Source organism: Streptomyces sp. NPDC101118, assembly GCF_044759445.1.
Lineage (GTDB): Bacteria > Actinomycetota > Actinomycetes > Streptomycetales > Streptomycetaceae > Streptomyces.
The window spans coordinates 236,049-247,184 of sequence record NZ_JBIVZG010000011.1 but is presented as its reverse complement, the minus strand read 5'-3'; the positions used below and the strand labels follow the sequence as shown (position 1 = coordinate 247,184).

Below are 11,136 nucleotides of genomic sequence, written 5' to 3'. Positions count from 1 at the left end.
CGACTGGCTGCACTGGTACAACTACCACCGACCCCATACCGGGATCGGCGGCCAAACACCCGCCAGCCGCGGCACCAACCTGCCCGGACAACACATCTAGGGGGCGTCTTGCCGGTCATGCCGGGCTCCCGGCGCCCGGTGCCGCGCCTCGCCGCGTTGTCCTCGATCGCCGACGTCCCCCCCGCTACCACTGGGGGTGCCCCGCCACTACGTGGACCCCTTCGTCCGCCGTGCGATGCACGGCCCCGGACGCCGCTCGCCGATCCGGCCTGACCGACAAGACATCCCCTAGCCCCGCCGGGTCAGGGAGGCGGGGCCGTCGTACCAGATACGCCCTGAGTCGGAGTACCGGAGCAGGGCGCCGACGCCGCCGTCGAGGGGGAGCACGGCCTCCGGGACGACGGTGAGCTCGGCGCGCGTCCCGACCAGGGCGCGTACGAGCGCCTCGTCGGCCGGTTCCTCGTGCGGCGCCCGGACGCCGAAGGCGTGCAGGTCGGCCTCCGCGAGCGCGACCTCGGTCGCGCGCGGGCCGGTCCACAGGCGGAGCGAGGGCGGCGGCGGGCGGTTCAGCAGCAGGGCCTCCACCTGGCCGCGCTGGAGGGCGGCCACGGTGTCGGCGAGGCCCTCCGTGGCCGGGCCGCCGAGGGCGCGGCGCCCGATGAAGACGTTCACCAGGTCCCGGTCGTGGCCGGCCAGCCGGCCCTGGAGCAGGGTGCGGAGCTGTGGCTCCAACAGGGCGCGCCCGGTGTCGGTGGGGGTGGGGCCGCGGGCCCGTACGACCTTGTCGCGGAGGGCGTGCGGCAGCCGGCGGACCAGGACGTTGCCCGCCCACTCGTCCCCGGCGACCACGACCAGGTCCGCGTGGGCCCGGCGGGCCCGGTCGTCCAGGGCGTGGCCCAGGCGCACGGAGCTGTGGTGCCAGTCCGACACCCGCACGTGGTGGTGCAGCCGCGGGCCGGGCTCGACGGAGGAGGCGGGCCAGCTGCCGGCCTCGGCCTCCATGGTCACCCAGCCGTGCGCGGTGGCCGTCGGGGGCCCGCCGTAGTGGACCACCACCGCCAGGTACGGGATCTCCGGCAGGTGCTGGGCCACCAGTGGCATGGCGTCGGGCAGCGGGCCGTACACCGCCGAGTCGCGGGCGGGCGGCCGGGGCAGCTCGCCGTCCAGGACCAGGGCGCCGCCGGCGGCGAAGACCGCCTGGCCGTGGCTCCCCGGCACCCCGGCGTCCGAGCCCACCGCGTCCTCCAGCGCGCCGAGCAGCGCCGCGTCCGCGCCCTGCCGGGCGAGGTCCGCACGCAGCCGGTGCCAGCGGCGCGCGAGCGCCCGGTCGGGGTGCTCGACGTCCCGCGAGGTGTCCAGGTACACCGAGGCGAAGGGCCCGGACTCCACGTACAGGGGCTCGAGGAACGACAGCCGCATCACCACTCCCACCCCCCTCCTACCGATGATGCCGGACCGCCTGCCCGATGACCCCGGCAGTCCTTCGGCGGGGCTGCGGCGCGGGGGGTGTGCCGGTACGGATCCACCCGCGAGCCGGCAGGAAGGGCCCGGCCCCCGGCGGTCGCTTCGGTGGGGCTGCGGCGCGGGGGGTGTGCCGGTACGGATCCACCCGCGAGCCGGCAGGAGCGGCCCGGCCCCCGGCCCCCCACCGCCACCGGCCCAGGGCCGGGCACGTGCCCGCCGGCCGTTGCGGCCCGGGTCCCCGTGGTCGCGCGGCTCCGGCCCGCGAGCCCGCCGCCGACGCCTCGTCCGGAGCGCAGCCCCGTCCGCCGGGGTCCGGGGCGGAGCCCTGGGGTGGGGTATCTCCTGCGCCCGGGCCCCCGGACAGCGGCCCGTGGTGGGCCCGGGTGAGGCCACGTGGGGGCCCGGCGTGTCCCCACGGCAGCGGGAGGGCGAGCGCGTCGTCGGTCCGGCGCGGCGCGGGGCGCGGTCTCGTCGGCCGGGGGTCCGGGGCGGAGCTCCGGTGAACGGGAGAAGGGTGGGGTGGGGCGTCTTCCGTCCCTGGCCGTCGGGTGCAGCTGACCGGGGGGCCGGGGTGGGGCCCGTGGGGCCCGCCGTGGTGGCCCGGTGGCAGGGGAGTGTGATCGCGTCAGCCGCGCGGCGCGGCGCGGGACGCAGCCCCGGCCGCCCGCGGTCCGGGGCGGAGCCCTGGGGTGGGGCATCTCCTGTCCGTCCCCCCGGCGCCGAATGGCGCGGACCGGGTGGGCCCCGGGGTGCGTGCGGCCCGGCTGAGGGGCGGCAGTGTTGGCCCGGCGGCAGCGGGAGGGCGCCTCCGACGTGTCCGGCGCGTTCACGGACCCGGAGGATGGGCTGATGCGGGCCATCTTCGGCACCGGGACGGCACCGGCACCGGCACCGGGACGGCACCGGGACGGCACCGGCACGGCACCGGCACCGGCACCGGCACCGGCGCGGTCGTGCTGGGGGCCGGAGGCGCACGCGACCCCGCGCCCTCGGACCGTTCGACCTCGGCAGCGACGGCGCCCCGGCGGACCTGCGGGGAGATCCCCCGGCGGCGTGGCCCCCGCCCGACGCCGCCCCGCGTCGGAGGGCGGTGAGTCCTCCCCGTACCTCCGGACGGACGGCCCGGCGGTCCGCCCAGACGGTCGTCGGCACGGCCGACTCGGTGACCGGGCCCCGGCCGCCCCCGGCTGGGACGCGGCCGGGCTGGACGCCCTCGTGGCGCACCAGGCCCCCAGCGCATCCTCGACGGTCTCGCGGCCGAACTCGCCCTGCCCGCCGGGCGGGTGCTGTCGCACATCGAGCGCTGCGGGAACACGGCGGCGGCCTCGGTCCCCGTCCTGCCGGCCCCGGCCGCCGCCGCGGGCACCCTCGTGCCCGGGGCGCGGGGTGGCGCTCAGCGCGTACGGCGCGGGGCCGGCCCGGGGGGGCACCACGCTGGTCCGGCCCCACGCGCAGGTCCTCACGGAGGGCGGCTGAGCCGACGTGGGGGGCCGGGGGCCACCGGACCAGGCCGTCCCGCAGCTCCCGGTCCCGGTCCACCATCTCCCGCACCGTGGAACGGACTTGGGTGCACAGCCGACGGGCCACTGTCGACCGCTCGCGTAACCCGGCGGGGCACTCCGGCGCGGGAATCGGCTCGCCGATCGTGATCAGCCATGTGGCGGGCGGGGGAAGGGCCGGCGTCGGCGGGAAGTGGGGCGGTCCCAAAAGCCTTTCCAGGAACGGCACTTCACCCGGCTTCGGGCAGGAGTTCCCGGCGCCGATGACGGACAAGGGAACCACCTGCGCGCCCGAGCGCACCACGGCCACGGCGAATCGGGCGCTGAACTCCCGGAGCCGGTAACGCTGGTGGAAAGGTTTCTCCAGGCCGGCCGTGCCCTCCGGGAACACCCCCACCAGGCCGCCCGCGTCGGAGTTCAGGACCCGCGCTCGGGCCGATGCCGCGGCACCCCGCTTCTCCGCCCACCCGCCGAGCACCGGCAGCCGGAACACGGAGGGCGGCCGCCAGCGCGTGCAGCTGCCGGTGCAGCGACCTGGTCAGGGCCTTGTGGAGGACGAACGCGTCGAGTCCCTGGGCGCCCGAGTGGTTCGAGGCCGGCACGGCCGGCTCCTCCGCCGGGATGTTCTCCACGCCCAGCACGTCGAGGCGGAACCGGTCGAGGAGCCGTCACCAGGCGGCCTCCCCGGCCTCGCCGAGCAGCCGCCGTCCGAACCGGAATTCCGCGGCCGTCGCCTCGATCATTTCGTCAATGCTTTCGGACACGAATGATCCTCTTCCGCATTCTTGATGGTGAGTCAACTCGCATGGAACGCAAGGGCTTTGAGTAGTCAAACGGCCGTGATAGTTCTTTGAACACGAGTACGCCCCGGCTCCGGGAACCGTTACTCCGTTCCCCCGTTCAACCCCACGCGTCCCGAGCGTGAATCCCCCTTGAGGCCAGCCGACATGACCGTCGCCCCCGTTCCCCCGCCCGCCGCCGTCCCCCCGCCCGCCCCCGCCTCCGACGTCCTGCTCGGCGTCAAGGTCGCGGAGGCCGGCCTCCGCGCCACCACCCTCGCCGAGCCGGCCGCGATCGTCGAGGCCCGCCGGGCGGAGCGTTGACCCGCCCGGCGCCCGTCCGCCAGGTGCCCGTCCGTCCGGCGCCCGCCCACCCCGCGCCCACCGGCCGCCGCGCGGCCCGCCGTGACCCCGTCGTCACCGGCCTCGGCCTGGTCACCCCCGCCGGCCCCGACACCGCCAGCACCTGGGCCGGCGTGCGCGCCGGCCTCCCCACCGCCGCCCCCGACCCCGCCCTGGCCGGCCTCTCCGTCTCCCTGAGCTGCCGGGTCCCGCCCCTGGACCACCCGATGCTGCGCCGGCGCGGCACGGTCCGGCTGGACCCCGTCGACCGCTTCGGCCTCGTCGCGGCCGACCAGGCACTCGCCCGCGCCGGGCTCGACCCGGCCGGCTGGGACGGCAGCCGGGTCGCCGTCGTCACCAGCGGTGCCGCGGGCGGCACGCAGACCCTGGACCAGGCCCAGGCCCGGATCGCCGGCCAGGGCCCCGCGTTCGTCTCCCCGTACTTCCTCACCGGACACCTGATCAACATGGTGTGCGCCAACATCGCCCTCCGGTACGGCGTGACCGGCCCCGCCCTCGCCACCTCCACCGCCTGCGCCGCCGGCACCACCGCCCTCGGCATCGCCCGCGACCTGCTCGCCACCGGCCAGTGCGACCTCGCCCTGGTCGTCGGGGCGGAGGCCGCCGTCAACCGCCTCTACGTCACCGGCTTCACCCAGCTCGGCGCCCTCTCCGGCACCGCCTCACGGCCCTTCGACACCGCACGCGACGGCTTCGTCATCGCCGAGGGCGCCGGCGCGCTGGTGCTGGAGCGGCCCGAGCACGCCGCCGCGCGGGGCGCCCGCCCGCTGGCCCGGCTGATCGGCTACGCCGCCACCACGGACGCCCACCACCTGGTCGCCCCCGACCCCGAGGGCCGCGGAGCCGAACGCGCCGTGCGCGCCGCGCTCGCCGACGCCGACACCGCCCCCGGAGACATCGGGCACGTCAACGCGCACGGCACGGCCACCCGCCTCAACGACGTGGTGGAGGGCGCCGTACTGCGCCGGGTCCTGCCCCACCGGCCGCCGGTCACCTCGGCCAAGGGCGCCCTGGGCCACACCCTCGGCGCAGCGGGGGTCATCGAGGCCGCCCTCACCGTCCTGGCCCTGACCGAGCGGACCGTGCCCCCGACGGCCGGACTCACCGACCCCGACCCGGGCATCGACCTCGACGTGGTCACCGGCGCCCCGCGGCCGTGCGCCGGGCCGGTGGCCGTGAGCACCTCCTTCGGCTTCGGCGGCCACAACGCGGTGGCGGTGCTCGCCGGAGCCTGAGGGGCCGGAGGCGGGAGGGCCGGCAGCCCGAAGGGCGTGGAGGCGGGAGAGCTCGAGGGGCCGGTGCCGCCGGCCGCGCCGCCGGGGGCCGCGCCCGCCGCCCGAGCCCGCCGAGGGCCGCGCCCGCCGGGGCCGGGCGTCAGGCGTACAGGAACACCGCGTCGAACCAGACCAGGCCGCGCCCCTCGTGCAGCAGGAACCGGCCGTCGGCCCGGTCGTTGACCGCCGCCCCGTCCTCGCCCCCGCCCAGGACCAGCAGGTCGTACGCCGTGTTCTCCTGCCAGCCGGTCCGCTCGGGCAGGTGCGGGGCCAGCGGGGCCGGTACGGTGCCGAGCGGCGCCGCCTCCTCGAACCTCTCGCCGTTCGGCCGCGAATCGAGCGCGGCCCGCAGCGCGTCCGCGGCCGGCCGGGCCACTCCGACCATCCTGATCCGCGAGTCGGGACCGGGTACGGTCTCCCGCTTCCCGGCGCCGTCGACGTCGTACCCCAGCCAGTGCGCGTCGGACAGCTCGCCCAGCAGCGCGAAGCGCTCCCGCAGCGGCCCCGTGTCCGTCCGCACCCGCAGGTGGTCCGCGACCGGCTCCTCGGCACAGCCGGCCGGCCCCGGCAGCCCCGCCGCCCGTCCGGCGCCGGCACACCGCTCGTCCGCCCCATGTTTCCCCCCGGTCCGCGATCGCCCGGGCCCGCCGGGCGCGGTGATCATAGCCCCGGCGGCCGCGGCGCGGCAGCCCGGGCGGCGGGCCGAGGGGGGCGTGTACGTGCGGCCGGGCCGGGTAGCCGGTGCGTATGGACAACGCATCCGTGCCGCTGGTCTCCGAGCCCGACGGGGGCCTCCTCATCCCCGCGGGCGAGGTCACCGCCCTGCTCCGCCGCCTCGGCGCCGGCTGGGTGGAGACGGTCGGGGAGGACGAGACGGACCTCGAACCCGGCACCGTCCTGGCCCTGGCCGGTGCCCTGTGCGAGATCGCCGACCAGATCGACGTCGAGTGCATCGGATTCCTGCCCTCTCCCGACGGGGACGGCCAGGACGGTCACGGATGACGACGCGGGGGCGGTGCGGTTGACGGAGCCGCGGCCCCGTACCCCCGGTGTGCCGGAGGGGGGGGGGGGCGGGGCCGGGCCCCCCGCCCCCCCCCCCCGGGGGGGCGGGGGGGGGGGGCCCGCGCCCCTGCGCGCGGCCCCGCCCCTCCCGTCCTGCCCCCGCTCAGCAGCGCGGGCAGGCGTCCCTGATGACCCGCCAGCTGAAGGTGGCGCTGCCGGTCGCGCCGGCCGCGTCGGTGGCGGTGACCGTGACCGTCCGCGTCCCGGCGCCGCGGGCCACGCCCGAGATCAGGCCGGTCGACACGTTGATCGTCAGGCCCGTCGGCAGGTTCACGGCCGACCACTTGTATCCGGGGGTGCCGCCGCCGGCCGTCATCTGCAGGCTGACGGAGTCGTACTGGAGGCTCGTCTGGGTGCCGGGGTTGCCGACGGTGACGGCCGTGGCCGCGGTGACCGCCGCGGCGGGGCCGGCGGCCGGGGCGGCGACCGCCGCCGGGCCGGTGACCACGGCCGTCGCGGCGGCCAGGGCGACGATCAGGGCGGCCGTGCGCGGGACACGGCGGGACGGGACGGCCAACGGAACCTCCGGGGTGACGGGCGCGGAAGGAGCTCTCGGGGCGCCGGATCGGCGGCGCCCCGGCAGCATAGGAAGCCGCCCGGAGCGCGCACCAGCGCCCGACGCCCCGCCGGAAGAGGGGGGTTGACCGGCCGGCGCCGGGCGTGGACAGGCCTCCGGCGGGGTCGCCCCCCGCCACCCGCCCGGACCGCCGACGCCGGGCGTGGACCGGCCGCCGACGGGGTCGCCCCCCCGTCGCCCCCCAGACCGTCGCTCCCCCGGACCGCCGTCGCTCCCCCGGACCGCCGTCGCCCCCCCCCGGACCGCCGACGCCCCCCGGACCGCCGACGCCGCCCCGGGCGCCGGGGCCGCCCCGCTCAGACCGCGAGCGCGGTGGTGACCACCAGCGGCGGGCGGGCCCGCTCGGCCGCCCAGTCCCGGCTCCGCACGTGCGCGGGATCCGCCACCTCCAGGGCCTCCGCCACCGTCGGCCGGTGCTGCGCGACCGCCGCGAAACCGGCCCGTTCCAGCAGCCCGGCCACGGCTCCCGGCGGCCAGGCGTGGTTGCGCACCTCCTGCCAGGACCCGTCGCCGAGCCGCAGCCACAGGGGCATCCCGTCGCCCGGCCCGTACGCGGCACCGGGCCGGCCGACCTGCAGCGAGGCGTACTCGATCCCCGCACAGGCCGGGTCCGTCGACAGCAGCACCACCGGCGCGCCCCGCCGCAGCAGCCGCCGGATCTCCGTGAACACCGCCAGTACCGCCTCCTCGGAGGGCAGCGAGGCCAGTACGTGGTTGCACATCACCGCGTCGGCGCACGCGTCCGGCAGCCCCGTGACCCGGCCGTCCTCGACCGGCAGGAACTCCGCCACGGCCGGCGCGCCGTCCCGGGCCAGCGCCAGCATCTGCGGGGAGGTGTCCACGCCCACGACCCGGGCGCCCAGGGCGCGCGCCGCCAGGTCGGCCACCCGGCCGGGCCCGCAGCCGTAGTCGACGAGCAGCCGGTCGCCGCCCACCCGCGGGGCCAGGGCCCGGAAGACGAAGGGGTAGCCGAGCAGCCAGTCCGTGGCCGCCTCCACCGCGGCGAAGGCCCGGGCGCCCCGGGTGCCCGACCAGTCGATGCCCGCCCCGGACTCAGGCGGCGGCCCCTCGGCGTCCCGCCCGCCGCCCCGGCCCGCACCCTGCGCTCCCACCGGCACGTCGTTCACGACCCCTCCCCGCGCGTCCACGCCAGCAGGCGGTCCGCCGGCCAGGTGTTGACCACCCGCTCCTCCGGCACGCCGCACTCCACGGCGCGCTCGCACCCGTAGATCTGCCAGTCCAGCTGACCGGGCGCGTGCGCGTCGGTGTCGACGGCGAACAGCACCCCCGCGTCCACGGCCTGCCGCAGCAGCCGCCGCGGCGGGTCCAGGCGCTCCGGGCGGGAGTTGACCTCCACCGCCGTACCCGCCTCGGCACAGGCGGCGAAGACCTCGGCCGCGTCGAACTCCGACTCGGGCCGCCCCCGGCCCGTCACCAGCCGCCCGGTGCAGTGACCCAGCACGTCCGCGTGCGGGTCCCGCACCGCCGCCACCATCCGCCGGGTCATCGCCCGCTTCTCCATCCGCAGCTTCGAGTGCACCGACACCACCACCACGTCCAGCCGTTCCAGCAGCTCCGGCTCCTGGTCGAGGGAGCCGTCGTCGAGGATGTCGCACTCGATGCCGGTCAGCAGCCGGAACGGCGCCCACTGCTCGTTCAGCCCGGCCACCACGTCCAGTTGCTCCCGCAGCCGCTCCGGTGACAGCCCGCGCGCCACCGTCAGGCGCGGCGAGTGGTCCGTCAGCACCGCCCACTCGTGCCCGAGCGCCGCGGCCGTACGCCCCATCTCCTCGATCGGGGACCCGCCGTCGGACCAGTCCGAGTGCAGGTGGCAGTCGCCCCGCAGGGCCCGGCGCAGCGCCAGCGCCCCCTCGCCGCCGTTGCCCAGCCCCCGCCCCGCGGCCTCGCCGGCCAGCCGCTCCTCGGTCTCCGCCTCCAGCTGCCGCAGGTACGCCGGCACCTCGCCGCCCAGCGCCTCGCGGACCACCCCGGCCGTTTTCGGGCCGATGCCCTTCACCTGCTCCAGCGTGCCGTCCGCGACCCGCCGCTCCGCCTCGCCCGCGGGCAGGGCGGCCACCTGGTCGGCGGCGGTGCGGAAGGCCCGTACCCGGTACGTGGGCGCCTGGGCGCGCTCCAGCAGGAACGCGATCCGCCGCAGCGCGGCCACCGGATCCATGGGCGCCTCCCGGGGGGCGTCGGCTCCAGGAACCCCCGCAGCTCCAGGATCCCCCGCCGCCGCCCGACCCGCGCGGCGGACCGGACGGTGGGAAAATGAGGAGGACCCGTGGTACTCGCAGGAGGTGGATCATGGGAGAGGCGCGGGAACTCATGGACCGGCTCACCGAGGCGTTCACGACGACGCGGGACATCAAGGCCCTCGCCGAATGCTTCGCGGAGGACGCGGTCGCCGTCACCCCGGACATGGGGGAGCTGCGTGGCCGCGACGAGATCGTCGAGTACTTCCGGCAGATGATGGACGCCATGCCGGACGGGACTTTCGAGTACCTGTATTCGCACGAGGTCGGCGACACCGCCGCCGACGAGGGCTTCTACCGCGGCCGGAACACCGGGCCGCTGGAACTGCCCTCCGGCGAGCTGCTGCCCGCCACCCACAAGGAGGTACGCATCCGGGGCGCCGACTTCGCCACCGCCGCCGACGGGAAGATCGTCAACTACCGGCTCTACTTCGACCAGTTGGAGTTCCTCGACCAGCTCGGCCTGCTCCCCGAGATGCCCGGCTGACGCGCCGGCCCGCCCGTAACCCCCGGCGCACGGCGAACGTCCGTGCGACAGTGGTCCGCACGACCACGGGGGAGCGGGAAGGGGCCGAGGGATGACAGAGGGGCCGGAGCGCGGGCGCGGCGGACGGCCGCGGCTGCTCGCGGGGGTGGTGGCCGGCCTGGCGCTCGCCGCCGGCGGCACGTTCCTCGCCGCCCAGCTGCTCGGCGGACACCCCGCCGCACCCGACCGCACCGGCCAGCGGCTCGGCCCCGGCCGGCCCGCCCCGCGCACCCCCGCCGCCGCTCCCGCTCCCGGGGCCGGGCACCGCCCCTTCACCCTCGTCGCCACCGGCGACGTGATCCCGTACCCCTCGATCATCCAGCGGGCACGGGCGGACGCCGGCGGGAACGGCCACGACTTCCGCGCCATACTCGCCGGCATCAAACCCGTGGTCTCCGCCGCCGACCTCGCCCTCTGCCACCACGAGATACCGTACGGAGAGCCCGGCGGGCCCTACACCGGCTACCCGCTCTTCAAGGCACCCCACCAGCTCGCCGACGCCCTCAGGGACACCGGGTACGACGGCTGCTCGACCGCCTCCAACCACACCCTGGACGCCGGGTACGCGGGCCTCGCCCGCACCCTCGACCACCTCGACCGGGCCGGCATCCGGCACACCGGATCCGCCCGGACCGAGGCCGAGTCCCGCACCCCGGCCCTGCTCACCGCCGGCGGCGCGACCGTCGCCCACCTGTCGTACACGTACGGAACCAACGGCATCCCCCTCCCCGAGGGCCGGCCCTGGGCCGTGAACCTCCTCGACCGCGACCGGATCCTCGCCGACGCCCGCGCCGCCCGGCGGGCCGGCGCCGCCGTGGTCGTCCTCAGCGTCCACTGGGGCACCGAATGGCAGACCGCCCCCGACGCACAGCAGCGCGACCTCGCCCGCGCCCTCACCGCCGCCCGCACCGGCGGCCTCCCCGACGTCGACCTGATCCTCGGCACGCACAACCACGTGCCGCAGCCTTACGAGAAGGTCAACGGCACCTGGGTCGTCTACGGCATGGGCGACCAGGTCGCCAGCTTCGCCCCGCCGGAGATGAAGCGCGGCAACTGGTCCTCCGTACCCCGCTTCACCTTCACCCCCTCCACCGCCCACCCCGGCCGCTTCGAGGTCACCAGGGCCGAATACCTCACCCAGTACTCCGACACGGAGCCGCCCTTCCGCGTGGAGTGCGCCTCCTGCGACCCCGCACCCGGCTCCCGCGCCGCACGCAAGCACGCCGAGTACGCACGCGTCGACGCCGGGGTCACCGAGGCCGTCCTCTCCCGCGGCGCGGCCGCCCAGGGGCTGACCCGCGCCACGAAGTAGCCGCCGGGGGAGCCCGTACCGCGGA

Annotated in this window: 12 protein-coding genes; 7 read left to right on the top strand and 5 right to left on the bottom strand. The window is 77.5% G+C overall.

The window, feature by feature from the left end:
* Positions 1 to 100: integrase core domain-containing protein (locus ACIQUQ_RS19895; RefSeq protein ID WP_403977428.1), on the top strand; the 100-nt coding region annotated here is incomplete at its 5' end.
* 188 nt (positions 101 to 288) lie between these two features.
* Here ACIQUQ_RS19895 and ACIQUQ_RS19890 read toward each other — a convergent pair.
* On the bottom strand, positions 289 to 1,431 hold the full coding sequence (locus ACIQUQ_RS19890) for a hypothetical protein (protein WP_403977406.1): 1,143 nt from the start codon (positions 1,429 to 1,431) through the stop codon (positions 289 to 291).
* A 1,220-nt stretch (positions 1,432 to 2,651) separates the two neighbouring features.
* Between ACIQUQ_RS19890 and ACIQUQ_RS19885 the strand changes: the two genes are divergently transcribed.
* The 3 genes from ACIQUQ_RS19885 (at position 2,652) to ACIQUQ_RS19875 (ending at position 5,340) form a co-directional block, all read left to right on the top strand.
* Entirely contained in the window at positions 2,652 to 3,113 is a 462-nt protein-coding gene (locus tag ACIQUQ_RS19885) for a 3-oxoacyl-[acyl-carrier-protein] synthase III C-terminal domain-containing protein (RefSeq protein WP_403977426.1), read from the top strand.
* A gap of 797 nt (positions 3,114 to 3,910) precedes the next feature.
* Positions 3,911 to 4,066 carry a hypothetical protein gene (locus tag ACIQUQ_RS19880; RefSeq protein ID WP_403977404.1) on the top strand — a complete coding sequence of 52 codons (156 nt, stop codon included), beginning with the start codon at positions 3,911 to 3,913 and terminating at the stop codon, positions 4,064 to 4,066.
* 23 nt (positions 4,067 to 4,089) lie between these two features.
* A complete protein-coding gene (locus ACIQUQ_RS19875) occupies positions 4,090 to 5,340 on the top strand; it encodes a beta-ketoacyl-[acyl-carrier-protein] synthase family protein (RefSeq protein WP_403977402.1) in 1,251 nt (416 codons plus the stop codon).
* A 139-nt stretch (positions 5,341 to 5,479) separates the two neighbouring features.
* Here ACIQUQ_RS19875 and ACIQUQ_RS19870 read toward each other — a convergent pair whose 3' ends face one another.
* Positions 5,480 to 5,899: a hypothetical protein gene (locus tag ACIQUQ_RS19870; protein ID WP_403977400.1), complete on the bottom strand. Its 420-nt coding sequence runs from the start codon at positions 5,897 to 5,899 to the stop codon at positions 5,480 to 5,482.
* Between the two features lie 227 nt (positions 5,900 to 6,126).
* Here ACIQUQ_RS19870 and ACIQUQ_RS19865 point away from each other — a divergent pair, with 227 nt between their 5' ends.
* On the top strand, positions 6,127 to 6,381 hold the full coding sequence (locus ACIQUQ_RS19865) for a DUF6213 family protein (RefSeq protein ID WP_403977398.1): 255 nt from the start codon (positions 6,127 to 6,129) through the stop codon (positions 6,379 to 6,381).
* A 163-nt stretch (positions 6,382 to 6,544) separates the two neighbouring features.
* Here ACIQUQ_RS19865 and ACIQUQ_RS19860 read toward each other — a convergent pair whose 3' ends face one another.
* From ACIQUQ_RS19860 to ACIQUQ_RS19850, 3 genes are all read right to left on the bottom strand, one after another.
* Positions 6,545 to 6,958 carry an Ig domain-containing protein gene (locus ACIQUQ_RS19860; protein ID WP_403977396.1) on the bottom strand — a complete coding sequence of 138 codons (414 nt, stop codon included), beginning with the start codon at positions 6,956 to 6,958 and terminating at the stop codon, positions 6,545 to 6,547.
* Positions 6,959 to 7,314: 356 nt separating this feature from the next.
* Complete coding sequence (locus ACIQUQ_RS19855; RefSeq protein WP_403977394.1) at positions 7,315 to 8,145, bottom strand: class I SAM-dependent methyltransferase; 831 nt, start codon at positions 8,143 to 8,145, stop codon at positions 7,315 to 7,317.
* The gene (locus ACIQUQ_RS19850; RefSeq protein ID WP_403977392.1) at positions 8,142 to 9,194 is read right to left on the bottom strand and encodes a PHP domain-containing protein; all 1,053 of its coding nucleotides are present in this window, start codon (positions 9,192 to 9,194) and stop codon (positions 8,142 to 8,144) included. The genes ACIQUQ_RS19855 and ACIQUQ_RS19850 overlap by 4 nt, the downstream gene beginning before the upstream one ends.
* A 131-nt stretch (positions 9,195 to 9,325) precedes the next feature.
* Between ACIQUQ_RS19850 and ACIQUQ_RS19845 the strand changes: the two genes are divergently transcribed.
* Together ACIQUQ_RS19845 and ACIQUQ_RS19840 are read left to right on the top strand one after the other, a co-directional pair.
* Complete coding sequence (locus tag ACIQUQ_RS19845; RefSeq protein ID WP_403977390.1) at positions 9,326 to 9,760, top strand: ester cyclase; 435 nt, start codon at positions 9,326 to 9,328, stop codon at positions 9,758 to 9,760.
* Between the two features lie 91 nt (positions 9,761 to 9,851).
* Positions 9,852 to 11,111 carry a CapA family protein gene (locus ACIQUQ_RS19840; RefSeq protein WP_403977388.1) on the top strand — a complete coding sequence of 420 codons (1,260 nt, stop codon included), beginning with the start codon at positions 9,852 to 9,854 and terminating at the stop codon, positions 11,109 to 11,111.
* The last annotated feature ends 25 nt before the right edge of the window (positions 11,112 to 11,136 follow it).